The 23,125-nt window shown below is 56.8% G+C and carries 20 protein-coding genes and 1 other RNA gene; 11 read left to right on the top strand and 10 right to left on the bottom strand.

The features are described from left to right. The first annotated feature begins 4 nt into the window (after positions 1-4). Both ACT3RT_RS07785 and ACT3RT_RS07780 read left to right on the top strand, forming a co-directional pair. The gene (locus ACT3RT_RS07785) at positions 5-1,132 is read left to right on the top strand and encodes an endonuclease/exonuclease/phosphatase family protein (protein WP_496202779.1); all 1,128 of its coding nucleotides are present in this window, start codon (positions 5-7) and stop codon (positions 1,130-1,132) included. After that, on the top strand, positions 1,129-2,043 hold the full coding sequence (locus ACT3RT_RS07780) for a LysR substrate-binding domain-containing protein (RefSeq protein WP_485902770.1): 915 nt from the start codon (positions 1,129-1,131) through the stop codon (positions 2,041-2,043). The genes ACT3RT_RS07785 and ACT3RT_RS07780 overlap by 4 nt, the downstream gene beginning before the upstream one ends. Positions 2,044-2,191: 148 nt before the next feature. Here ACT3RT_RS07780 and leuD read toward each other — a convergent pair whose 3' ends face one another. Together leuD and leuC are read right to left on the bottom strand one after the other, a co-directional pair. Then, positions 2,192-2,800, bottom strand: a complete 609-nt coding sequence (gene leuD, locus ACT3RT_RS07775) for a 3-isopropylmalate dehydratase small subunit (protein WP_485902768.1) — start codon at positions 2,798-2,800, stop codon at positions 2,192-2,194. A 10-nt stretch (positions 2,801-2,810) separates the two neighbouring features. After that, the gene (leuC, locus tag ACT3RT_RS07770) at positions 2,811-4,220 is read right to left on the bottom strand and encodes a 3-isopropylmalate dehydratase large subunit (RefSeq protein WP_485902766.1); all 1,410 of its coding nucleotides are present in this window, start codon (positions 4,218-4,220) and stop codon (positions 2,811-2,813) included. Between the two features lie 187 nt (positions 4,221-4,407). On the opposite strand from leuC, the gene ACT3RT_RS07765 reads away from it, so the two are divergent. Continuing rightward, positions 4,408-5,286, top strand: coding sequence for an alpha/beta fold hydrolase (locus tag ACT3RT_RS07765; RefSeq protein WP_485902764.1), 879 nt, complete (start codon positions 4,408-4,410; stop codon positions 5,284-5,286). Positions 5,287-5,365: 79 nt separating this feature from the next. Here ACT3RT_RS07765 and ACT3RT_RS07760 read toward each other — a convergent pair whose 3' ends face one another. Next, on the bottom strand, positions 5,366-7,423 hold the full coding sequence (locus ACT3RT_RS07760; RefSeq protein ID WP_353501482.1) for a choline transporter: 2,058 nt from the start codon (positions 7,421-7,423) through the stop codon (positions 5,366-5,368). 236 nt (positions 7,424-7,659) lie between these two features. On the opposite strand from ACT3RT_RS07760, the gene betI reads away from it, so the two are divergent. From betI to ACT3RT_RS07735, 5 genes are all read left to right on the top strand, one after another. Next, a complete protein-coding gene (betI, locus tag ACT3RT_RS07755) occupies positions 7,660-8,259 on the top strand; it encodes a transcriptional regulator BetI (RefSeq protein ID WP_353501483.1) in 600 nt (199 codons plus the stop codon). A 33-nt stretch (positions 8,260-8,292) separates the two neighbouring features. After that, positions 8,293-9,765, top strand: a complete 1,473-nt coding sequence (gene betB / locus ACT3RT_RS07750; protein ID WP_353501484.1) for a betaine-aldehyde dehydrogenase — start codon at positions 8,293-8,295, stop codon at positions 9,763-9,765. Positions 9,766-9,789: 24 nt separating this feature from the next. Continuing rightward, positions 9,790-11,475, top strand: a complete 1,686-nt coding sequence (gene betA, locus ACT3RT_RS07745; RefSeq protein WP_353501485.1) for a choline dehydrogenase — start codon at positions 9,790-9,792, stop codon at positions 11,473-11,475. A gap of 105 nt (positions 11,476-11,580) precedes the next feature. Beyond that, positions 11,581-12,048 (top strand): GNAT family N-acetyltransferase, encoded by a 468-nt coding sequence (locus ACT3RT_RS07740; RefSeq protein WP_485902760.1) that lies wholly within the window; start codon positions 11,581-11,583, stop codon positions 12,046-12,048. Positions 12,049-12,458: 410 nt separating this feature from the next. Continuing rightward, positions 12,459-12,540, top strand: a non-coding RNA gene (locus ACT3RT_RS07735) — RtT sRNA. A 249-nt stretch (positions 12,541-12,789) separates the two neighbouring features. Here ACT3RT_RS07735 and ACT3RT_RS07730 read toward each other — a convergent pair. Continuing rightward, on the bottom strand, positions 12,790-13,746 hold the full coding sequence (locus tag ACT3RT_RS07730) for a LysR family transcriptional regulator (protein ID WP_353501487.1): 957 nt from the start codon (positions 13,744-13,746) through the stop codon (positions 12,790-12,792). 101 nt (positions 13,747-13,847) lie between these two features. Between ACT3RT_RS07730 and ACT3RT_RS07725 the strand changes: the two genes are divergently transcribed. Beyond that, positions 13,848-14,282: a DMT family transporter gene (locus ACT3RT_RS07725; protein WP_034788958.1), complete on the top strand. Its 435-nt coding sequence runs from the start codon at positions 13,848-13,850 to the stop codon at positions 14,280-14,282. A 2-nt stretch (positions 14,283-14,284) separates the two neighbouring features. Continuing rightward, a complete protein-coding gene (locus ACT3RT_RS07720) occupies positions 14,285-14,734 on the top strand; it encodes a DMT family transporter (protein ID WP_353501488.1) in 450 nt (149 codons plus the stop codon). A gap of 11 nt (positions 14,735-14,745) precedes the next feature. Here the strand turns inward: ACT3RT_RS07720 and ACT3RT_RS07715 are convergent, their stop codons facing one another. Both ACT3RT_RS07715 and parS read right to left on the bottom strand, forming a co-directional pair. Continuing rightward, entirely contained in the window at positions 14,746-15,204 is a 459-nt protein-coding gene (locus ACT3RT_RS07715; RefSeq protein ID WP_353501489.1) for an RES family NAD+ phosphorylase, read from the bottom strand. Continuing rightward, positions 15,201-15,662 carry a type II RES/Xre toxin-antitoxin system antitoxin gene (parS, locus tag ACT3RT_RS07710; protein ID WP_496202778.1) on the bottom strand — a complete coding sequence of 154 codons (462 nt, stop codon included), beginning with the start codon at positions 15,660-15,662 and terminating at the stop codon, positions 15,201-15,203. The genes ACT3RT_RS07715 and parS overlap by 4 nt, the downstream gene beginning before the upstream one ends. A 448-nt stretch (positions 15,663-16,110) precedes the next feature. Between parS and ACT3RT_RS07705 the strand changes: the two genes are divergently transcribed. Next, a complete protein-coding gene (locus tag ACT3RT_RS07705) occupies positions 16,111-16,998 on the top strand; it encodes a nucleoside-specific channel-forming protein Tsx (protein WP_353501491.1) in 888 nt (295 codons plus the stop codon). 59 nt (positions 16,999-17,057) lie between these two features. Here the strand turns inward: ACT3RT_RS07705 and ACT3RT_RS07700 are convergent, their stop codons facing one another. Genes ACT3RT_RS07700 through ACT3RT_RS07685 form a run of 4 tightly spaced genes read right to left on the bottom strand, consistent with a single transcriptional unit; the run spans position 17,058 to position 23,089 of the window. After that, on the bottom strand, positions 17,058-17,414 hold the full coding sequence (locus tag ACT3RT_RS07700) for a copper-binding protein (protein WP_496202777.1): 357 nt from the start codon (positions 17,412-17,414) through the stop codon (positions 17,058-17,060). A gap of 1 nt (position 17,415) precedes the next feature. Continuing rightward, entirely contained in the window at positions 17,416-20,595 is a 3,180-nt protein-coding gene (locus ACT3RT_RS07695; protein WP_496202776.1) for an efflux RND transporter permease subunit, read from the bottom strand. Beyond that, entirely contained in the window at positions 20,592-21,851 is a 1,260-nt protein-coding gene (locus ACT3RT_RS07690; RefSeq protein WP_485902750.1) for an efflux RND transporter periplasmic adaptor subunit, read from the bottom strand. Before ACT3RT_RS07690 ends, ACT3RT_RS07695 begins: the two co-directional genes overlap by 4 nt. Further along, complete coding sequence (locus ACT3RT_RS07685) at positions 21,848-23,089, bottom strand: TolC family protein (protein WP_496202775.1); 1,242 nt, start codon at positions 23,087-23,089, stop codon at positions 21,848-21,850. The genes ACT3RT_RS07690 and ACT3RT_RS07685 overlap by 4 nt, the downstream gene beginning before the upstream one ends. Positions 23,090-23,125 lie beyond the last annotated feature (36 nt).

The following is a 23,125-nucleotide window of genomic DNA, read 5'->3' as shown; positions in this document are numbered from 1 at the left end:
ATCAATGGATTCACTGCGAATTATCGTCAGCGTGCTGACCGTTATTATGGCACTGCTGACGTTACTGCCGTTGTCGAAGAATCAACGCTGGTGGGTGAGAGTTTGGGACTTCCCGCGACTGCAAATGGCAACCTTGTCATTGCTGTTTTTACTCACCGAACTGTGGGTTTTGCCATTTGGGGGCCCACTCGCCATGCTCATTATCCTGCTGTCGCTGGCCTGTATGGTTTATCAGGCATGGTGGATATTGCCTTACACCCGACTCTATCCGGTGCAGGTGAAGAAAACCGTGCCGAATGGCCATCCGCGCATCAAAATCATTAACTGTAATGTGTTAATGACCAACCGCAACAGCGCCAAACTATTGGAAATAGTCGAGAAAAACCGCCCGGACATTCTGGTGCTGTTGGAAACCGACCTGTGGTGGGAACAGCAGATGTCGCCGCTGGAAGGTGACTATCCGCACAGCATCAAATGCCCGCTGGATAACCTCTACGGCATGCACGTCTATTCTCGCTTGCCGTTGTTTGACGCGAAAATTCAGTATTTAGTGGCTGAAGGTATCCCTTCAATGCATTTCCGCGCTGAATTAACCTCTGGTCATCAGGTGGTGCTGCACTGCCTGCACCCGATGCCGCCAAGCCCGACCGAAGATGATGAATCCACCAATCGCGATGCCGAACTGGTGGCGGTGGGCCACACGGCTTCACGCGCCAGCTACCCGACCATTGTGACCGGCGACCTGAACGACGTGGCCTGGTCGCGCACCACGCGGCTGTTTATGAAGGTTAGCGGCCTGCTTGACCCCCGTCGCGGGCGCGGCATGTACAACACCTTTCATGCTAGCTATCCCTTCCTGCGCTGGCCGCTGGACCACGTTTTCCACAGTAAAGAGTTCACCCTGATTGACCTTCAACGCCTCGAGGCGATGGGTTCCGATCACTTCCCGATTATGGTGGAACTGGCATTAACGCCGGAGCAGGGGAAAGATCAGGAGAAGCTGCAAATCGACAGCGGCGACATTCAGGAAGCGCGCGAAAAAATGGATAACGCCGGTGTTAAAAGCCGCGATGTCCACCACGCCGAGCACCTTAATGGGCAACCTCAGCCTGATTTTGGGCTCTCCTCGTGACCAGCGAACGCGACAGATTGCCCTTAGCGGAAGACCTGCGAGTCTTTCTGGCGGTAGTGAATAAGCAAAGCTTTGCCGCTGCCGCCACCGAGCTAGGGCAGTCTCCCGCCTACGTCAGTAAGCGAATTCAGATCCTTGAAGAGGCGCTGAGTGCGCGCCTGCTGCACCGATCCACGCGTGGCATTCGCTTGACCGAGGAAGGGGAGCGCGCCCAGCGCTGGGCACTGCAAATCCTGGATAACTTCGACCAGTTTATCGGCGACCTGTCCGACTCCCGCACCGAGCCGCGTGGCAATGTGCATATTTGCAGCTCTTTTGGCTTTGGCCGCTGCCACGTCGCGCCCGCCGTGGCGGAGCTGGCGGAACACTATCCGCAGCTTAATTTGCGCCTCGACCTGTACGATCGGGTGATTGATCTGGTGGCCGAAGGCGTGGATCTGGAAATTCTGGTCGGAGACGACATCCCCGAGCAGCACATTGGCAAAAAGTTAGCCCAGCATCAGCGCATTCTTTGCGCCTCGCCTGACTATCTCCAGGCCCACGGCGTGCCGGAGTCGTTGGAGGATTTAACCGAACATCAGTGTCTGGTGCTCAAAGAGCGGGATAACCCCTTTGGCATCTGGTCAGTGACGGCAGAGGGTGAAGAGCAGCGCATTCGCGTTAAAGGGGCGCTCTCGTCGAACAGTGGCGAAGTGGTGCTGCAATGGGCGTTGAAACACCACGGTATCATTCTGCGCTCGCAGTGGGACGTCCAGCCCTACCTCGACAGTGGCGAGCTGGTGCAGGTTTTACCAGCTTACTCGCAGCCTGCCAGCGTGTGGGCGGTCTATCCGACGCGTTTGGCGGAGTCCGCCAAGCTGCGAGTTTGTGTCGAATTCTTCCAGCAAAGATTCAGTCAGCTGCTCGGCTAGCGCCGCGATCGTCACGGCGCAAATCACCTGCTTCATTCAACATTCAACATTCAACATTAAACATTCAACATTCAACATTCAACATTCAACATTCAACATTCAACATTCAACATTCAACATTAAGAACTTAATACTCACCGAGAGTGCTTCACGCCAACCACGGATTGTTTTGCAAATGCCTCTGCTGGAACTGGCGAATGTCGTCGCTGTAGCGCAGGGTATTGCCGATAGCATCGAGACCGTTGAGCAGTGACAGCTTGCTCAATTCATCGATGTTGAAATCAATCAGCTCGCCGTTGCTCAGGCTAATTTTCTGCTCAGGCAGGTCAACGGTGATCTCATTGGTCTGCGGCTGTGCGACCCTTTCCGCGATTTTAGACCACTGCTCGGGCGAAAGTTGCACGGTCAGCACGCCGTTACGCTGGCAGTTGTCGAAGAAGATCCCGGCGAAGGTGGTGCCAATCAGCGCCCGAATGCCCAGCTGTTTCAGCCCCCACACCGCGTGCTCGCGGCTTGAGCCACAGCCAAAGTTCGGCCCAACTACCAGAAACTTGGCCGACTGCCACTCAGGCTGATTGAGAATAAACGCCGGGTCCGGCGCGCCGTCGGTCAAAAAGCGCAAATCAAAGAACACGCCTTTATCCAGGCCATTGCGGTCAATGCCCTTTAGAAACTGCTTTGGCATGATCACGTCAGTATCGACGTTGGCCGCAGTTAGCGGGGCGGCAACGGCGGTTAATACGTTAAAAGCTTGCATGGTTCTCTCCTCACTGGTCGCGAACGTCGGTCAGATGGCCGCGAATGGCGGCGGCGGCGACCATCGCCGGGCTCATCAGATGGGTACGGGCTCCGGCACCCTGACGACCTTCAAAGTTACGGTTGGTGCTCGACGCGCAGCGATCGCCCGGTGACAGCACGTCGTCGTTCATCGCCAGACACATTGAGCAGCCTGACTGGCGCCACTCGAAACCGGCCTGAATAAAGATCTCGGCCAAGCCTTCTGCTTCGGCCTGCGCCCGCACTTGGCTAGAGCCGGGGACAATCATTGCCCGCACTGTCGCTGCCACGCTTTTACCGCGAACCACCTCCGCCGCCGCGCGCAAATCTTCAATACGCGCATTGGTACAGGAGCCTATAAAGGCGTGGCTGATATTGATGCTATTGAGCGGCTGACCTGCGCGCAGGCCCATGTAGTTCAGGGCACGCTGCAAATCTTTGCGGCGAGAAGCATCCGGCTCGGCTGACGGGTCCGGCACTTGGCCGTTAATCGCCAGAGCCTGATCCGGGCTGGTTCCCCAGCTCACCATCGGGGCAATCTCAGCGGCGCTGAGTTCCACTTCGCGGTCAAACACGGCGTCGGTGTCGCTGTGTAACTCTTTCTTCCACAGGGCAACGGCGTCGAGCCACTGCTGGCCTTTCGGCGCGCGCGGTTTGTCTTTCAAATACTCGAAGACCTTTTCGTCTGGTGCCATAAATGCGCCACGCGCACCGGCCTCGACCGCCATATTGCAGATGGTCATCCGCCCCTCGACGCTGAGCATGTCGATGCCTTCGCCGCAGAACTCAATGGCGTAGCCGGTCGCACCCGCCGCGCCGATTTTCGCCACCAGCGCCATCACCACGTCTTTGGCGGTAATGCCGTTTGCCAGCCTGCCGTTCACCGTCACGCGCAGGGTTTTCAGCTTTTTGTACACTAAGGTTTGGGTCGCCAGCAGGTGTTCAATTTCGGATGTGCCGATGCCGAAACCAAACGCGCCCAGCGCGCCGTAGGTGGTGGTGTGGCTGTCTCCGGCGGCGATAACCATGCCCGGCAAGATAAAGCCCTGTTCAGGCGCCACCACGTGCTCAATGCCCTGACGTTTGTCTAAAATATCAAACAGCTCAATGCCAAACTCTTGGCAGTTTTCCGCCAAATAGGAGACCTGCCGCGCTCCGCCCGCGTCCGGCATTTGGCGGGTACGCACTGGCGCAGTTGGGTTGACGTGGTCAACTACCGCGAGAGACGTCTCAGGCCGCCACACGCGGCGCCCGGCGTCACGCAGCCCGCTAAAGGCCTGCGGGCTGGTGTACTCGTTAATCACCTGACGGTCGATGTAAAGCAGCACGTGGCCTTTGTTATCCAGCGTGCGCACGCTGTGACTGTCGATATGCTTTTCATATAGCGTTCTTGGTTTCATTTTATTGTCCTGAGAAACTATTATTGCCCTGAGAAACTCAGTGGATAACCCAGCGTCGCAACTTCCAGGTGTCCGAGCAATGGCCTAAGCGTGGTGCTTCAAAACACGATCCGTGAATAGCCGATCTCCAGTTGTGAGCTTGTTGCCAACGGGGCAAAGACTAAGATGGGTAAAAAGGAGAAAACCCATGCTTGAACATTTTACCCAAGGTCGGATTGCCGTTAACGGCACTGACATTGCCTATCGAATAGCCGGTCAAGGCGAACCCTTGCTACTGCTCCACGGACACCCGCAAACGCAGGTGATTTGGCATAAAGTCGCGCCGTACCTGACTTCACAATACACAGTGGTACTAGCCGATTTACGCGGCTACGGCGACAGTGGCAAACCTGAGCCGGACGCCGACCATTATCTCTACAGCAAGCGCGAAATGGCGCAGGACCAGTACGAGCTGATGCTGGCGCTGGGCTTCAAGCAATTTAGCGTGATAGCCCATGACCGCGGCGCTCGCGTGGCGCACCGTCTGGCCCTCGACCACCCGCAGGCCGTAAAACGCATGGTGCTGATGGATATCGCGCCGACGCTATCCATGTACCAGCAAACCAATGAAGAATTTGCTCGCGCCTACTGGCATTGGTTCTTCCTGATTCGCCCCGCGCCGCTCCCTGAAGCCTTAATCTCTCATGATGCTGACCTGTACCTGCGCAGCGTAATGGGTAGCCGCAGCGCCGGTATGCAGCCCTTCACCGACGAAGCATACGCAGATTATTTGCGCTGTCTGCAATTTGATGGCACGGCGCGTGGGATTTGCGAGGACTATCGAGCCTCGGCGTCGATTGACCTGCAACACGACCAGATTGATCTCGAGGCGTCTCGCAAAGTGCAATGTCCGCTGTTGATCCTGTGGGGCGAGCAGGGCACCGTCGGCAAATGTTTTAAGCCGCTGGAGGAATGGGCGAAGGTGGCTGAACAGGTAACAGGCGAGGCGCTGCCCTGTGGACACTACATTGCAGAAGAACAGCCGGAGCTTCTGCTGGAGAAGGTTTTGCCTTTCTTGCGCCAATAAACGGAGCAGGTTTTTGGATAGCCAACAAAAAACCCGCCGAGGCGGGTTTTTATTATCGTACTAACTGAGCGATTGAGGATTAAATCGTCTGCTCAGGGAAGGTCAGGGTGTTGCCCGGCGCTTCGCGATTAATGTGCAGGAAGTTCAGATGACGTTCGTACTGATCCAGAATGTCATTGATCACCTGATGCTTGGTGAAGTCCATCAGGTCATTACCCTGCGTACCTTCCAGCAGGAAGGTTTCCAGACGGTAGTAGTGCGATTTACCCGCACGAGCGCGATAGGTAAACGCCGGAACGGCATAGCGCACAGGCCAGATCTGATAGACAAAGTTCTGCTCTTCGCCCAGCGCCACGATAAGCTCGAGATGGTTGATTTTCTCATCGTCCTCCGGCTCATGCTCGCTGAACTCGACTTTGGCACCGCGCAGCTCCAGCTCTTGCGCCACGTCCAGCATTGCCGGACGGCAGACGTTATCCATCATTTTCTGCGTATGGGTGGTACCCGGATAGTTCATCACGCGTGATAAACGCTGTTTCCAGTTAAGCACCGCGTCGCCGCCGCTGACCGCAATCGGGGCCAGAGACTGCTGGGTACTGGCGCGGCGATAATCTTCCAGCCGCAGCGATTTATATAAACCGGCCATGATGAAGAAGATAACGAAGCTAAACGGCAAACCCATGATAACCGTGGCGTTTTGCAGCGCTGAGACGCCGTCGGTCATCAACATGCCTAACGTTAACACGCCGATGGTGACTGACCAGAAAATGCGTAACCAGTTCGGGGCATCGTTGTTGATGTCCGCCAGCTTCGAGGTGAAGTTACCCAGCACCAGAGAGCCGGAATCCGCCGACGTCACGTAGAACAGCAGGCCGGTAATGGTGGCAACCGAAGCACTCAGGGTAAAGCCCGGATACTGCGCCAGCAGGCTGTAAACGCCGCGCTCAGGGTGGGCGATCACTTCATTGGCGAAGCCCAGATTACCGTGAATGATTTGGTACAGCGCGCTGTTACCGAAAATCGACAACCACAGCAGGGTAAACACAAACGGAATGATCAAGGTACCCAGCACGAACTCACGGATAGTACGGCCGCGTGAGATACGCGCCAGGAACAAGCCAACAAACGGCGACCAGGCAACCCACCATGCCCAGAAGAACAGCGTCCAGCTATTCATCCACTGGGTTGGACGGTCAAAGGCAAAGGTGTTGAGGGTCATGCCCATAAAGCGATTGATGTAATCGCCAATGTTGAGTACCAGCGCGTTGAGCAAGAATTCGGTATTACCGAAGAACAACAGGAACAGGATCAGACCCAGCGCTAGCAGCACGTTCAGCTCGGAAAGAATTCGAATACCTTTGTTCACGCCAGAGGTCACAGAGACTGTCGCCATAATCACCGACAGCAGGATAAGCGAGGCCTGCACCGTCAGGTTTTCCGGGATTTTGAACAGCACGTTGAGGCCGTAGTTCAGCTGCACCACGCCGATACCCAGCGTGGTGGCGATACCAAAGATGGTGCCGACCACCGCCGCGATATCCACGCTGTGGCCGATGGGACCATTAATGCGCTTGCCGAAGATTGGATATAGCGCAGAACGAATGGTCAGCGGCAGGTTGTAGCGATAACTAAAGTAAGCCAGCGCGATGCCCATCAGCGCGTACATTGACCAGCCGGTCAGGCCGTAGTGGAACAGCGTCCAGGTCATCGCCTGACGCGCAGCTTCCAGCGTCTGGCCCTGACCTTCCGGCGGCAACATATATTGCGTTACCGGCTCGGCCACGGAGAAGAACATCAGGTCGATGCCTATCCCGGCGGCGAACAGCATCGCAGCCCAACTCATCATGCTGAATTCGGGTTTGGATTGTTCAGGGCCGAGTTTAATCGAGCCGAAGCGCGAACAGGCAATGAACACTACAAACACGATGTACAGCGTAGCAGCCAGCATGTAATACCAGCCGAAAGTTGCTGATACCCAATTCAGTGCACTACTGAGCCATTTCCCCGACAGTTCGGTATAAAAAATAGACATCAGCGTGAAGGCTAAAATTAAACCGGCGGACGTGAAAAACACCACGCCGTTCAATTTATCCCGTGGTTTCTCGGACAGTTTATCCGTCGTATCGACAGCAGCCATCGTTTCCCCTGTTAGGTTATTAATTAACTTATTTTCAGATAGTTAGCAGGTTACTTCATCCATTTATAATGCATTTCTCATACAAATTACTAACGTATTGGTAATAAAATATATGCATTTTTGATTGAACGTTCAATCAAAAAAAAGTTAAATAGAGTCAGCAACAAGGTTAAGAACGTCCGAAATCATGGTTAAAAAATAGGTTTCGGAAGACCGATTTTTCAGGAGTTGTACCCATGCCCAAAGTAGGAATGCAGCCAATTAGACGGCAGCAATTGATTGAGGCAACGCTGGCAGCAGTGAACGAAGTGGGGATGCATGAAGCATCGATTTCGCAAATTGCCCGCCGCGCTGGCGTGTCCAACGGCATCATCAGTCACTATTTCCGTGACAAGAATGGTCTGCTGGAAGCCACCATGCGTTATTTGCTCAGTCATTTGGGGGAAGGGGTGCAGGCGCGACTGGCGCAGCTGGACGACGACGCACCAACGGCACGTTTGCACGCAATTGCTCAGGCCAACTTCGACGACAGCCAGACCAATGGCGCGGCGATGAAAACCTGGCTGGCTTTTTGGGCCAGCAGCATGCATCACCCGCAGTTGCACCGCCTACAGCAAGTGAACAGTCGCCGACTCTATTCAAATTTATGTTCTGAGTTTAGGCGGTTTTTACCGAAAGACGCGGCGCGCGTTGCCGCGAAAGGTATGGCCGGATTAATCGACGGCCTGTGGTTGAGGTCAGCCCTGAGTGGCAAGCCGTTTAACCGCGAAGAAGCGCTACAAATTACTTATCGCTTCATTGAATCACAAATTTCGGCCCCCGCGCCGAAGGCCTAAATTCAGACCGCACTGACCGAGGAGAAGTTAATTATGTCCCGCTACGGCACACAAAAACTGTATATCGATGGACGCTATCAGGAAAGCACCGGCAACGAGACGTTTGACGCCATCAACCCGGCCAATGGCGAAGTCATTGCCACCTTGCCAAACGCGACTGCCGAAGACGTTGATCTGGCAGTTAACGCGGCGATTAAAGGCCAGAAAGAGTGGGCAGCAATGACCGCGATGCAGCGTTCGCGCATTTTACGTCGTGCAGTGGATATTCTGCGCGAGCGGAATGACGAGCTGGCTGCTATCGAAACCGCAGACACCGGAAAGCCGCTGTCTGAAACCACCGCCGTGGATATCGTCACCGGCGCTGACGTGCTGGAATATTACGCCGGGCTTATCCCTGCGCTCGAAGGCCAGCAGATCCCACTGCGCGACTCTTCCTTCGTCTACACCCGCCGCGAGCCGCTGGGCGTAGTGGCAGGCATTGGCGCATGGAACTACCCGATTCAAATCGCACTGTGGAAGTCTGCTCCGGCGCTGGCTGCGGGTAACGCGATGATTTTCAAACCGAGCGAAGTGACTTCGCTGACCGCGCTGAAACTGGCTGAAATCTTCACCGAAGCGGGCGTGCCGAATGGCGTGTTTAACGTGGTAACCGGCAGCGGCGCGAGCGTCGGCCAGGCCCTGACCGACCATCCGCACATCGCGAAAGTATCCTTCACCGGCGGGGTAGCGACCGGCAAGAAAGTGATGGCCAGCGCATCGGCCTCCACGCTGAAAGACGTGACCATGGAGCTGGGCGGTAAATCTCCGCTGATCATCTTCCCAGACGCTGATCTCGATAAAGCCGCAGATATCGCCATGATGGCCAACTTCTACAGCTCCGGTCAGGTCTGCACCAACGGCACCCGCGTGTTTGTGCCCGCAACCCGCAAAGCTGAGTTCGAAGCCAAAATTCTGGAGCGCGTACAGCGTATTCGCCTCGGCGACCCGACTGACGAAAACGTCAACTTCGGGCCACTGGTCAGCTTCGCACACATGGAATCCGTGCTGCGCTACATCGAAAGCGGCAAAAGCGAAGGCGCGCGTCTGTTAGCGGGCGGCGAGCGCATCATCATCGGCGATTACGCCAAGGGCGCTTACGTCGCACCGACGGTATTCACCGACTGTAAAGACGACATGAAAATCGTCCGCGAAGAGATCTTCGGGCCGGTAATGAGCATTTTGTCTTACGAGAGCGAAGAAGAAGTGGTGCGCCGCGCCAACGATACCGAATACGGTCTGGCAGCGGGCCTGGTGACACAGGATCTGAACACCGCACACCGCGTTATCCACCAGTTGGAAGCCGGTATCTGCTGGATCAACACCTGGGGCGAGTCTGACGCTGCCATGCCAGTGGGGGGCTACAAGCACTCTGGCGTAGGCCGCGAAAACGGCGTGAGCACCCTTGAGCATTACACTCAGATTAAATCCGTGCAGGTTGAGCTGGGCGAATACAGTTCGGTCTTTTAATCCGCCACCGCATAGGAGAATTGAATGGATTACGATTACATCATCATTGGTGCCGGTTCAGCCGGCAACGTATTAGCGACCCGTTTAACCGAAGACAGCAGCGTCAACGTGCTGCTGCTGGAGGCGGGCGGCCCAGATTATCGTCTGGATTTCCGCACGCAGATGCCTGCGGCGCTGGCTTTCCCCCTTCAGGGCAAGCGTTACAACTGGGCCTACGAAACTGACCCAGAGCCATTTATGAACAACCGCCGCATGGAGTGTGGCCGTGGTAAAGGGCTGGGCGGCTCGTCGCTGATTAACGGTATGTGCTACATCCGTGGTAACGCGATGGACTTCGACAACTGGGCGAAAGCGCCGGGTCTGGAAGACTGGAGCTACCTCGACTGCCTGCCGTACTTCCGCAAAGCTGAAACCCGCGATATCGGGCCAAATGATTTCCACGGCGGCGATGGTCCGGTGAGCGTTGCGACGCCGAAAAATGGCAATAACCCGCTGTTCCACGCCATGATTGAAGCTGGCGTGCAGGCCGGTTATCCGCGCACTGACGATTTGAACGGCCACCAGCAGGAAGGCTTCGGCCCGATGGATCGCACAGTGACGCCAAAAGGCCGCCGCGCCAGTACCGCGCGTGGTTATTTGGATCAGGCGAAATCGCGCGCCAACCTGACGATTGTCACTCATGCGATGACCGACAAGATTCTATTTGAAGGCAAGCGCGCCGTGGGCGTCAGTTACTTCAAAGGCGACGAGTACAATGCCAAAACGGCGAAAGCCAAACGCGAAGTGCTGCTGTGCGGCGGGGCGATTGCTTCTCCACAGATTCTGCAACGCTCCGGCGTCGGCCCGTCCGAACTGTTAAATAGTCTGGATATTCCCGTGGTGCATGACTTGCCGGGCGTTGGCGAGAACTTGCAGGACCATCTGGAAATGTACTTGCAGTACAGCTGTACTCAGCCGGTGTCACTCTATCCGGCGCTGCAATGGTTCAACCAGCCGAAAATCGGTGCCGAGTGGCTGTTCAACGGTACTGGCGTGGGTGCCAGCAACCAGTTCGAGGCCGGCGGCTTTATCCGCAGCCGCGAAGAGTTTGAGTGGCCGAACATTCAGTACCACTTCCTGCCGGTTGCCATTAACTACAACGGCAGCAACGCGGTGAACGAGCACGGCTTCCAGGCTCACGTTGGCTCAATGCGCTCGCCAAGTCGTGGCCGCGTGCAGGTGAAGTCGAAAGATCCGCGCCAGCACCCGAGCATTCTATTCAACTACATGTCGAGCGAGCAGGATTGGCACGAGTTCCGCGATGCGATCCGGATCACCCGTGAGATCATGGCCCAGCCAGCGCTGGACCCGTACCGTGGCCGAGAAATCAGTCCGGGCGCAGATGTTCAGACCGACGAGCAGCTCGACGCCTTTATCCGTGAACATGCCGAGACGGCGTTCCACCCGTCTTGTTCATGCAAAATGGGTAGCGACGAGATGGCCGTGGTAGACGGGCAGGGGCGCGTGCACGGTATGCAAGGCCTGCGCGTGGTGGATGCGTCAATCATGCCGCAAATCATCACTGGTAACCTGAATGCGACCACCATCATGATCGCCGAGAAAATCGCTGATAAGATCCGTGGACGCGAAGCCTTGCCGAAGAGCACGGCGGATTATTATCAGGCCAACGGCGCGCCGGTAAGAAAAGAAGCGGCTAAACCATTACTCTGATAAATAGCTAGACTGTCTTTATCGTCTGGACATGATAAAAAGAGATAATCTTCGGGTTATCTCTTTTTTTTGGCTACGGCACTGTGCGGCAGGAGCGGGAATTTTATGACGGATTCAAACAAGGACATTCTTTGGCAGGATGTACACCACAGTAAACTCAATGTCGCCCAGCTTTACGCCATTCTGGCCCTGCGCAGCGACGTGTTTGTGGTGGAGCAAAACTGTATTTATCAGGATATTGATGGCCGCGATTTGGTGGGCGAAAACCGCCACATCATTGGCTGGCAAAATGGCCAGCCGGTGGCATATCTGCGCATCCTCGAACTGGACGGCGAAGTGGCGATTGGCCGCGTGATCATCGCCCCCGCCGCCCGAGGCCTGAAGCTCGGTTATCAGCTAATGGAAAGGGCACTGCAATCTTGTAAAAAGCACTGGCCCGACGCCGAGGTTATCCTTTCCGCACAGGCGCATTTGCAGAAATTCTACGGCAGTTTCGGGTTTGTGGCTTACACGGATATTTATGATGAAGATGGGATCCCGCATATAAGTATGAGGTTAAAGGGGGCGGCCTGAGCGGTGAACTTTAAAGTCAAGGTTAAAACCGTGGGCTCGCCGCCCACACTGGCCCAAAGGGTTTTAAACGAAACCCTTTGGAATCCTGCGTTTTTTGCCACTGGAAGATCGAGGCTGCGCAGAGTTGGAATGGACATGTTTCAGCAGCCATCGTGTTCGTCGCGAAGTGCCGCCGCTTAGGCGGTATCCTCGCTGCGGGATTCCAACCCGCGTAAAAAACACGCGGTTTTCCACCTCTTGCTCGGCGTCACTTCTGAACGCGACTTACTGGCATTTAGACCGTGCCGTTTCAGGGGAGTGATGTTCTGCTCCTCCCCCAGAAAAGGGGGAGGGAGCAAGACAAAAAACCACTGAAACGGCTCGGTTGAAATGCCTCAAAACCGCAGTCAAAAATGGCGCTGAGCGAATGGTTCGAGACCTAGGGCTCGAGCCGAGCGAAGCGAGACAGCGTTGCAAAGCAACGACCCGAAGGGCGAGGCCAGAGGCCGAGTAAGCCTGAAGCGAAGGTACCGCCTAAGCGGCGACATTTTGCGGTGGATAACGGAAGTAGCTGAAACATGTCCGCTCAGCGAGCGGCAGCGTGGAGTAAAGAGCCGGGGATTCTCAAGGGGCGCGGCGATAGGCGCCCCTTGAGGCCGGTGTGGCGGCAGCGCACGGTGTTGACCTTAAGGCCCGTTTGCGTGGCAACGCAAGGTCTTGAACTTGAACTTGAAGTTGAATTTAAAAAGGCCCAGTAATTCCTCAATTACCCCCCTCCCAATAAGGCTTCTCCCCATATTTCTCTACCAGAAAATCAATCACCGCCCGAACCTTCAGCGACAGCCGTTTCCCCTGTGGGTAGAGCGCGGAGATGGTTGGAGTTTCAAGCTGGGTTGAGACTTGATACTCCTCTAGCACGCTGACCAGTCGACCGTCGTGCAGTGCCTCACCAATGAGCCATGTAGGGAACACCACCAGCCCCATGCCGTTGATGGCTGACTGAGTCAGGGTCTCGGCGTTGTTGCCCGTGAGTACCCCGCGCAGGCTGTAGGCTTGCCATTCTGTAGACGAGCGTGCTGAAGAGGACTTAGGGCGGAAGAACCAGCGCTGGGAGCCTACGTAGCCTTTAAAAACCAAACAGCTGTGTTGCAGAAGATCTTCAGGCGAGGTGGGCATCCCGGCTTTTGCTAGATAGTCGGGGCTGGCGGCGAGACAGTATCGCTGCACGGCCAAGGTCCGGGCTTGCAGCGAGGAGTCAGCCATCACGCCAATGCGGATCAGCAAGTCCGTGGCGTCATGCAGTGGGTCGATAAAATCATCGGTCTGCATCAGCTCAATCTGCAACTTGGGGTAACGGGCGCACAGCTCGTGCAGCCAAGGGGCGATGTGGCGCTGGCCGAAGACAATCGGCGCGTTAATCTTAACCAGGCCGCTCGGCTCCAGATCTTGCTCCTGCAAACCGCGCTCGGCTTGGGCGATTTGGTCCAGCACCTGTCGAGCATGGTGGCCTAACAACTTGCCCGACTCGGTGGGGCTAACGGCACGGGTATTGCGGTAGAGCAACTGGGTTTGCAGGGCTTGCTCCATCTGCTGAATAACCCGCGATACGCTTGATGGCGAGAGGGCTTCGCGTCGCGCTACTTCTGAAAAACTCCCTAAATCCAATACGGCGACAAACAGCTTTAGAGATTTGAAATTGATCTGATTAAAACCTTCCATCTGTGCGTTTCTCGCAAAGGTATTTTCGAGATTCTCCTGTTTTTTGCAATGAAATGCCACGCTATAGTCCGCATCTTTGCCAATTGATTAACAGGAAAACCATGAATCTGTTGTTAATACCGCTGGTAGTGCTGGCGGGAATGGGGTTGTCGATGGAGGCGGGGCTGATTGGCCCGCTGGGGACAGAGGTGGGGCACCTATGGGCCACGCTGAGCATCTTTGGTGTCGGCACTGTGCTGACCGGCTTGTTGGTGCTGTTCTTCGGCCCGCGCAACGCGGTGTCCTACAACCAGCTGCCGGGCTGGCAAATGCTCGGCAGCGCGCTAGGGCCGGTTTACGTCATCGTGCTGACGCTGGCGACGCCGGTGATTGGTATCGGCTTAACCATGATTGCCGTGCTTTCTGGGCAGGTGGCGAAAAGCCTGTTGATTGATCATTTTGGCTGGTTCGGCACCACGGCCAAGAAGGTTGGCGGTGAGCGCCTGCTGGCGCTGGTGTTTATTGTCGCCGCGCTAATTCTGATTGCCTGGAGCTGAAGATGACTGAATTGATTATGATTGTGTTGGCGGTGATCGCCGGTGCTGCGCTGAGCATGCAGGCGGCGGTTAATGGCAAGTTAGGCGAGCAGGTTGGAGTATTAAAAAGCGCCTTTCTGACCTTCGGCGTGGGTGCCGCCATTACCGCGTTGCTGGTGCTGTTTTTGCAAACTCCGCAATCCGCCACGCTGCTGACCGTGCCGAAGTGGCAGCTTATGGGGGCGCTATTTGGCGTGCCTTACATCATCATCATGGTGATTGCCGTTCCGCGCATCGGCACCGCCGCCGCGACGGTGGCGGTGATCCTCGGCCAGCTGGCGATGGGGATGATGATTGATAACTTTGGCTGGCTGCACAACCCCACCATTGGGCTTTCATGGCATCGTCTTGCTGCGATCCCTTGTCTGGCTATCGCGCTGTGGCTGATTTATCGCAGCGACCGTTCGCGTTAAAACCGTTTGGGTCAAATCAGGCGCGGATCGAAGGCCATCGGCTGCTTCTCAACACTCGCCAGCAGTGGCGCAAAATCAGGGTGCAGTGGATTCACAATGACGTTGAATTCGCTGGGCACGATCACCGACGGCACGCGCAAACCCACACTGCTGGCAGACTGTAGCCACGCTTCGCCGAGGCTCTGAGTGCTGTCCGGTGGCGAGGGATCTTTCCAGTCTTCGCTCAGGTTGTCGAGATTCAGCTGCTCCAGCTTTTCATCAGGAATATCAATGCTCAGCAGGGTGTAAGACTGAAGTAATAGGCTGCTTTGCAGATGGACCATGATCTCAAGGATCGCCAGTGAGATGCTGGTGGCGAGATAGACCACCGGCTTGCCGGGAGGGTTCCAGCGCCCGCCGTAAAGTTGGGCGCCGGTTCCTGACCAGGCGGTGGAGAGGTGTTTGGTCTTGACGATGCGGTACAGCCTCACCCAAAGACCCCGTATTCCAGACGGCCAATCAGGCGGTTGACTTCTAACGCGCCGGCTTCTGAAGCCAGCATCTCTACCGGCGGCACGCCGCCGAGTGCGGGAGCAGGGCGACGTATCCAATCAAGGGCGGCGCTGCGGTCGCCTTCGAAGAGATCGGTTGCTGCGTCAACGATGCGTATCAGCCGGGCTACGCGCTCACTTTCATCCGTTTTCAACAGCCCATTTTCGGCTTTACGACGAGCAAAACTGCGCTCGTTGATCCCCATTATTTCCAGTAGTGCCATTTTTGACCATCCCAGTTCGGCATTCAGACGGTTGATACTATCAACTGAAAAACCTTTCTGTATGGCGTTAATCAAACTGATTCCTCCACTTGCGGGAAGCCCCGCAGATTGCCACAAACGCATTGCAGGAAGTGGGGCGTTTTTGGGATGCAGCTCTGAAATTTTACTATCCATAACAGACTCCTTTTATCATTCGGCTAATTGTCATTACTATAGCACGACAAATGGCAGATGTACGTATTTGGCACAATTTGCGAAGCTTTCTTTGCACTCCCTTATCATCCATTTATGAACTTTGTGTGACGGCAATCACACAAAGTGTGTATGAAGATGAAACAGAAATTGACAAACATTGACCAAACCTATTTATTAGCTAACAAAATTTGAACCTGAACTGTGGCGACTGGAAATTTCAGCGCCTTTGTATTAAAGGCTCGCAATCGGTTGCGGATCACAGTTTTGAATTCTTTTTTATGCGTAGTGATGTGGCACGCCAATTACGGTTTTAAACATTTAGTCAGATATAGCAGGACAATAACCTGTAAATCCGACCTGACTGTTTCGTAAAAATTGTCTCCTTCTGGCAAAAGGAGTTGCTCTCTAACCGCTCCCTGGTAAATCAATGAACAATAAAATAATTGCAGCTGGCGCACTTTTAGCTTTGTCTTACAGCGCGACCGTACTGGCTGACGACACACAAGGCGAATTCGTTTCTGACTGGTGGCATCAAAGCGTTAACGTGGTGGGCAGCGCGGATACGCGTTTCGGACCAACCATCCGTAACGACGTCTACCTCGAATATGAAGCTTTTGCACACAAAGACTGGTTCGATTTCTACGGCTATATCGATATTCCTAAGACTTTCGGCGCGGGTAACGGTAATGACACCGGTATCTGGGATAAGAACGGTTCTCCGCTGTTTATGGAAATCGAACCTCGCTTCTCTATCGACAAGCTGACCGGCACTGACCTGAGCTTCGGTCCGTTCAAAGAGTGGTACTTCGCGAACAACTATATCTACGATATGGGCCCGAACAGCGATAACCGCCAGAACACCTGGTTCATGGGTCTGGGTACCGATATCGATACTCACCTGCCAATGAGCCTCTCCCTGAACGTGTATGCGAAATACCAGTGGGAAAACTACGGTGCGGCGAACGAAAACAGCTGGGACGGCTACCGTTTCAAAGTGAAATACTTCGTTCCATTGACCCCACTGTGGGGCGGTAACCTGAGCTACATCGGGTTCACCAACTTCGACTGGGGTTCAGATTTAGGTGACAACGACTTCGCAGACGTGAACGGCCGTAAAGCGCGTTCAAGCAACTCTGTCGCGTCAAGCCACATTCTTTCTCTGAACTACACCCACTGGCACTACTCGTTCGTGGCGCGTTACTTCCACAACGGCGGCCAGTGGCAAGATGGCGCAGAGCTGAACTTCGGCAACGGCAACTTCGACGTGAAGTCTACCGGCTGGGGTTACTACGCGGTTATCGGCTACAACTTCTAATCCGACGCCTAGCGCATAGTGTGAAAAACCCGGCCTCGCAGCCGGGTTTTTTTATGGGCTTATTTCTTGGCAGCAATCGCCACCACCACCTGATTGCCGTTCTCCGGCTTCAGGCTGAAGTCGACCTCTTCACCTTCTTTAATCGTGTTCAGCAGTGCGGGATCGGCGACTTTGAAGCCCATGGTCATGGCTTGCCACTGGATAGCCGGGATCGGACCGTGCTGCAACGTCACCATGCCATTGGCGGTGTCGATTTTCTTCACCACGCCGCTGGCGTTGGCGGTATCGCTTTTGGCGCTATTGCCTGACATATCCATTCCGACCATGTCGCCTGACATGCTGGTGGCAGAAGCCAACTGCGGCGCGGCAGCGAAAATGACGGCAGACAGTGCGAGGGTTTTGATGATTTTAGACATGTTATTTCCTTCCTTCTTTGTGTTGAATAATTGAGGTGTTTTCAGTTGGGGTGGTGCGTGCAAAGCGGCGCGCGGCAAGCAGGCGCCAGAGTGCGGGGATAATAAACATCGACAGCAGCGGGGCGGTGATCATGCCGCCGACCATCGGCGCGGCAATTCTGCTCATCACTTCAGAACCGGTGCCGCCGCTCCAAAGAATCGGCAGCAGGCCTGCGAGAATAACCGCCACGGTCATGGCTTTCGGCCTGACGCGCAGGGTCGCGCCTTCGCGGATAACTTCATCCATTTCTCGCGCTGAGATTGGCAAGTTATTCGGGTTGTGGGCCTGCATTGCTTGGCGCAAATAAACCAGCATGATCACCCCAAACTCCGCCGAAACCCCCGCCAGCGCGATAAAGCCAATGCCGGAGGCAATCGACAAGTTATAGCCGAGCAGGTAGAGCAGCCAGATACCGCCGACCATGGCGAACGGCAGGGTGAACATCAGCAGCAGGGCCTCTTCGACCCGGCGGAAAATCAGATACAGCAGCAGGAAGATGATGGCTAAGGTGGCTGGAACCACCAGCTTCAGCCGATGCACCGCGTGTTGCAGGTATTCGAATTGCCCGGCGTACTCAACGCTGACCCCCGGCGGCAGGTGCAGTTGCTGGTCCACCGCGTGGCGCAGTTTTTCGACCACCGAAGTCACGTCGCGGCTATTCGCGTCGATATATACCAGCCCCGACAGGCGGGCATTTTCAGTTTTCACCATGGTTGGGCCAGAGCTAATGCCCAGCGCGGCGACCGTGCCGAGGGTGATTTGCTGGCCGGACGGCGTGTAAATCGGCAACTCGCGCAGCCCGTTGAGCGAATCGCGGATCTCGCGCGGATAGCGCAGGTTGATGGGGTAACGCGCCAGCCCTTCGACGGTTTCGCCAATGTTCGCGCCGCCAATCGCCGAGGAGACAATCGCCTGCACGTCGGCAATGTTCAGCCCGTAGCGGCTGGCCTCGGCGCGGTTGATGTTCACGTCGATGTAGTGGCCGCCGTTCAGGCGTTCCGCCAGTGCCGAGTTCACCCCCGGCACGCTTTTCGCCAGCTTTTCGATGGCCTGCGCGGTGTGGTCGATGGCCTCCAGCGAAGGCCCCAAAATACGCACGCCGATCGGGCTTTTAATTCCGGTCGCCAGCATATCGATGCGGTTACGAATTGGCGGCACCCAGATGTTTGCCAGCCCCGGCACCTTCACCACGCGGTCCAGCTCTTGCACCAGTTTGTCCGGCGTCATGCCTTTACGCCACTGGTCGCGCGGCTTGAACTGAATGGTGGTTTCGAACATTTCCACCGGCGCGGGGTCGGTGGCACTTTCGGCGCGCCCGGCTTTGCCGAATACGCTTTGCACTTCCGGCACAGTTTTAATCAGCCGGTCGGTCTGTTGCAGCAGTTGCGAAGCCTTGGACACCGACAGCCCCGGCAGCGCCGACGGCATATACAGCAGGTCGCCCTCGTCAATGGCTGGCAAAAACTCCGAGCCAATCTTGTCTAGCGGCCATACCACGGTAAACAGCGTCAGCGCCGCCAGCAGCAGCGTCAGCTTAGGCCAGCGCAGCACCCAGTCGAGCATTGGCCGGTAGACCCGGGTCAGGCCGCGGTTAATCGGGTTGCGGGTTTCATCGGGAATTCGGCCACGGATCCAAAAGCCCATCAGTACCGGCACTAGCGTGATGGAGAGCAGAGCAGCCCCGGCCATGGCGTAGGTTTTGGTGAAGGCTAGCGGGCCGAACAGCTTGCCCTCCTGCGACTCCAGCGTGAAGACCGGAATAAACGACAGGGTGATCACCAGCAGGCTGAAGAATAGCGCCGGGCCGACTTCCGTCGCCGCGTCGCTAATCACCTGCCAGTGCGCCTGACCTTCCAGCTTCTCGCCGGGATGCTCGGCGCGCCAGTGCTCAATCTTCTTATGGGCATTTTCAATCATCACGATGGCGGCATCGACCATCGCGCCAATGGCAATCGCAATGCCCGCCAGCGACATCATGTTGGCGTTGATGCCCTGAATGCGCATCAGCAAAAAGGCAAGCATAATGCCAAGCGGCAGGGAGATGATCGCCACCAGCGCCGAGCGGAAGTGCCACAGGAACAGCGCGCAGACCAGCGTCACCACCACAAATTCCTCAATTAATTTGTGGGTGAGGTTGTCGATGGAGCGATCAATCAGCTTGCTGCGGTCATACACCGGCACCACTTCCACGCCGTCCGGCAGGCTGCGCTGCAACTCGTGCAGTTTCTGCTTCACGCTGGCAATGGTCGCCCGGGCATTTTCGCCGGAACGCAGCACGATCACGCCGCCGACGCTCTCTCCCTGACCATTAAGATCAGCCACGCCTTGGCGCAGCTCCGGCCCCACTTGCACCGTCGCCACGTCGCCCAGCGTAATTGGAATGCCGTTCTCAACGCTGAGCGGGATTTTCCTGAAGTCGTCGAGGGTCTTCAGGTAGCCCGAAGCCCGCACGATATAGTCGGTTTCCGCCAGCTCCAGCACGGAACCCCCGGCTTCCTGATTGGCCTGCTGCACGGCGTTAACCAGGGTTTGCTGAGCAATGCGATAAGCCGCCATCTTCACCGGGTCGAGCACAATCTGGTACTGCTTGACCATGCCGCCGATGCTGGCAACCTCCGCCACGTTCGGCAGGCTTTTCAGCTCGAAGCGCAGGAACCAGTCCTGTATGCCGCGCAGCTGGCTGAGGTCGTGCTTGCCGCTTTTATCCACCAGCGCGTACTCATACACCCAGCCAACCCCGCTGGCGTCTGGCCCGAGAGCCGGTTTCGCCCCCGCCGGTAAGCGCGACTGCACCTGGCTGAGATACTCCAGCACCCGCGAACGCGCCCAGTAGAGGTCAGTGCCTTCCTTGAAAATCACGTAGACGAAGGAGTCGCCGAAAAACGAATAGCCGCGCACCGTCTGCGCGCCGGGCACCGACAGCATGGTGGTGGTCATTGGGTAGGTGACCTGATTCTCGACGATTTGCGGCGCTTGCCCCGGATAGCTGGTGCGCACGATCACCTGCACGTCGGAGAGGTCCGGCAGGGCGTCGACCGGCGTGGTATTAATGGCCCAGATCCCGGCGGCGGCGATAAACAGCGTCGCCATTAACACCAGAAAACGGTTGGCGATAGACCAGCGGATCAGCAGAGCGATCATGGCTGCGTCCCTCCGTTTTGTGCCGTGTCCATCTTGTCCAGAACGCCCTGCAGGCTGGCTTCTGAATCAATCAGGAATTGGCCGGAAGCCACCACCTGCTGGCCCGCTTGCAGGCCGGAGAGCACCTGAGTGCGGCCTGCGGATTCAGCTCCAAGCTGGACTTCTACCGGCGCGAAGTGGTGGTTAGCCTCGCTGACAATCACCACGTTGCGCAGGCCGGTGCGAATAATCGCCTCGCTCGGCACTGACAGGCTGTCAGCCTGAGTGCTGCTTTGCAGGCTAACCTGCGCAAACATCCCCGGCCTGATCAGTTGCTGCGGGTTGGCAACTTCAATCCTGACGTTTAGGGTCCGGCTCGCCGCGTCGGCCACTGGGAGAATGGCGCTGACTTTGCCGCTAAAGGTTTTTCCGGGATAAGCCGGGAAGCTGATTTGCGCCATTTGCCCGTTTTGCACCTGTGCGGCCTGCGCCTCGGGAACCGCCACTTGCAGCCAGACGCTGGAGATGCCGTTGAGCTGCAACAGCGTGCTGCCGTTGGCGACCGTCATACCTTGGCGAATGTCGAGTGACTGGATCACGCCGCTGATGGGCGCGGTGAGGGTGTAGACCGGGTGGGCCTTGCCGCTGCGCGTGACCTGATTAATCAGCGAGGCGGGCATGCCGAGCAGCACCAGACGCTGTCTGGCTGCGGCGCGCAGTGCGCTGTCACCGCCGTGCAGCAGGGCCAGATACTCCCCCTGAGCGCCCGCCCAGTCTGGCATCAGTAAATCCACCAGTGGTGCACCGGCGGCCACTACGTCACCCGCCGCCAACGGGTAGCTGCGCTGCACAAAGCCGTTGCTGCGCGCCTGCACAATTGCCACGTCGCGGTCATTGAGCACCACGTTAGCCACGGCGCGAATGCTGGAGGTGATTGGCCCTTGGGCCACCGGCGCTAAACGAATCGCTAAGTTCTGCACCATGCCGCCGTCAATTTTCACGCCGCTGTCCGCAGTGGTTGCGTCTGCCGCGTCGGCGTATTTCGGCACCAGCTGCATGTCCATAAATGGCGACTTACCCGGCTTGTCGAAATGCTGGGCTGGAGCCATTGGGTCATACCAATAGAGGGCTTTCGGCTCGGCCGCCGTGGCGGTTTTGGCCGGATCTTGTTGCGCCGCCGAAGCTTGGCTTTTCGCCAGCCAATAGCCCGATGCGCCGCCAGCCGCGATGCAAAGCAGTGCCAGAGCCGCCAGCTTGAAGGATTTACTTGTCATCATTGAACTCCAGCAAAGGTGTAATAGAGGGCGGCGGCCAGCTGGTCGCGCTGGCTTTGCAAACCGGCTTTTCTCAGCTGCTGCTCAAGCACCGCGCTGCGGGCATTAATCAGGGCCGCGCCGTCGCTTGTGCCGCGCGAATAACCGGCGGTGAGCAGAGAGACTTTTTGCCGGGCGAGGGGCAGCCACTGCTGGTCGATGCGCGCGATCTGCCGTCCGAGGGTGGCGTAGTCGGCGAGATCGTTGTCCAACTGGTTGGTTAATTGGCGAATGGCGGCGTCGCGCAGTTCGCCGACTTGGGTGAGGTCGAGGGTTTTGGCGGCGATGATCGGGTCTTGGCGGCTGGCGGCAAACAGCGGCAGGCCGACGGTGAACTGCACCGACACCATGTTGCCGTACATCGGGTCGCGGCGCTGGTAATCAAGCTCCACGCCCCAGTCCGGCTTTTTCTCCGCTTCGGCGGCGCGCAGCTCGGCTTTAGCCTTGGCCGTGTCGCTGTTGAAAGCCTGAATTTTGGCGGTTTTTTGCAAGGACTTGATGTAGCTCGCGCCATCCACCGGCAGGTCCGGGGCGTGGCCGACCAGCGGCTGCTCGGCATCCTGCCCGATATAGCGGCTGAGGGTGGCGGTGGCGACCCGCAGCTCGCGGCGCAGCTGGTCTTCGCGATCCGCCAAGTCTGCCCGTTTTTCATCGGCATTCAGCGAGTCGGCAAGGCCTGTGCGCCCGGAGACCACTTGAGCCTGAAGGGCTTTGCCCAGCGCGTCATTTTCATGCTCAAGCTGCTGCAATAAGTCGAGCTGCTGCTCGAGGTAATAGCGCGTTATCCACGCCACGGCGGCGCCCTGTGCCACGTCGACTTGCAACACATTGTGTTGTGAACCGGCCTGCTGGATTTGCGCACTGGCAACATCTTCCCGCGCATCGCGCTTGGCGGCGTTGGGGAAATCCTGCATCACGCCGAGCTTCTCCATGGTCATGGACTCTTCGGTGAAGGAGTTGGCGGCAGGGCCGGAGATGGGAAAGTTGTCGATGCCGGTCACCAGTTTCGGGTCAGGCAAGGCACCGGCCGGAATAGCCGAGGACTGCGCCGAGCGCACGGCGGTTTGGCTGGCAGAGAGTTCGGGTGATTGCTGTAACGCGCTGCTCACCGCATAGCTGAAGGTCAGCGGCGCGGCGTGAGCCAAGGGCGCAAGTCCCACCAGCAAAAGCTGGGCAGGAAGATAGAACGATTTGAAGGACATCGTGGTGATCCCATGAAAGTAACGGCACGCGCGATG

It is taken from the genome of Ewingella sp. AOP9-I1-14 (genome assembly GCF_052375995.1).
Taxonomy (GTDB): Bacteria; Pseudomonadota; Gammaproteobacteria; order Enterobacterales; family Enterobacteriaceae; genus Ewingella; species Ewingella allii.
Note: the sequence above shows the minus strand (reverse complement) of the source record. Positions and strands in the feature narration are given on the sequence as shown.

Excerpts from the sequence above, each read along its gene's own strand:
- ACT3RT_RS07785 (WP_496202779.1), top strand. The coding sequence starts at position 5 with ATGGATTCACTGCGAATTATCGTCAGCGTGCTGACCGTTATTATGGCA.
- leuD (WP_485902768.1), bottom strand. The coding sequence starts at position 2,800 with ATGCAAGCTTTTAACGTATTAACCGCCGTTGCCGCCCCGCTAACTGCG.
- leuC (WP_485902766.1), bottom strand. The coding sequence starts at position 4,220 with ATGAAACCAAGAACGCTATATGAAAAGCATATCGACAGTCACAGCGTG.
- ACT3RT_RS07765 (WP_485902764.1), top strand. The coding sequence starts at position 4,408 with ATGCTTGAACATTTTACCCAAGGTCGGATTGCCGTTAACGGCACTGAC.
- ACT3RT_RS07760 (WP_353501482.1), bottom strand. The coding sequence starts at position 7,423 with ATGGCTGCTGTCGATACGACGGATAAACTGTCCGAGAAACCACGGGAT.
- betI (WP_353501483.1), top strand. The coding sequence starts at position 7,660 with ATGCCCAAAGTAGGAATGCAGCCAATTAGACGGCAGCAATTGATTGAG.
- betB (WP_353501484.1), top strand. The coding sequence starts at position 8,293 with ATGTCCCGCTACGGCACACAAAAACTGTATATCGATGGACGCTATCAG.
- betA (WP_353501485.1), top strand. The coding sequence starts at position 9,790 with ATGGATTACGATTACATCATCATTGGTGCCGGTTCAGCCGGCAACGTA.
- ACT3RT_RS07740 (WP_485902760.1), top strand. The coding sequence starts at position 11,581 with ATGACGGATTCAAACAAGGACATTCTTTGGCAGGATGTACACCACAGT.
- ACT3RT_RS07730 (WP_353501487.1), bottom strand. The coding sequence starts at position 13,746 with ATGGAAGGTTTTAATCAGATCAATTTCAAATCTCTAAAGCTGTTTGTC.
- ACT3RT_RS07725 (WP_034788958.1), top strand. The coding sequence starts at position 13,848 with ATGAATCTGTTGTTAATACCGCTGGTAGTGCTGGCGGGAATGGGGTTG.
- ACT3RT_RS07720 (WP_353501488.1), top strand. The coding sequence starts at position 14,285 with ATGACTGAATTGATTATGATTGTGTTGGCGGTGATCGCCGGTGCTGCG.
- parS (WP_496202778.1), bottom strand. The coding sequence starts at position 15,662 with ATGGATAGTAAAATTTCAGAGCTGCATCCCAAAAACGCCCCACTTCCT.
- ACT3RT_RS07705 (WP_353501491.1), top strand. The coding sequence starts at position 16,111 with ATGAACAATAAAATAATTGCAGCTGGCGCACTTTTAGCTTTGTCTTAC.
- ACT3RT_RS07700 (WP_496202777.1), bottom strand. The coding sequence starts at position 17,414 with ATGTCTAAAATCATCAAAACCCTCGCACTGTCTGCCGTCATTTTCGCT.
- ACT3RT_RS07695 (WP_496202776.1), bottom strand. The coding sequence starts at position 20,595 with ATGATCGCTCTGCTGATCCGCTGGTCTATCGCCAACCGTTTTCTGGTG.
- ACT3RT_RS07690 (WP_485902750.1), bottom strand. The coding sequence starts at position 21,851 with ATGATGACAAGTAAATCCTTCAAGCTGGCGGCTCTGGCACTGCTTTGC.
- ACT3RT_RS07685 (WP_496202775.1), bottom strand. The coding sequence starts at position 23,089 with ATGTCCTTCAAATCGTTCTATCTTCCTGCCCAGCTTTTGCTGGTGGGA.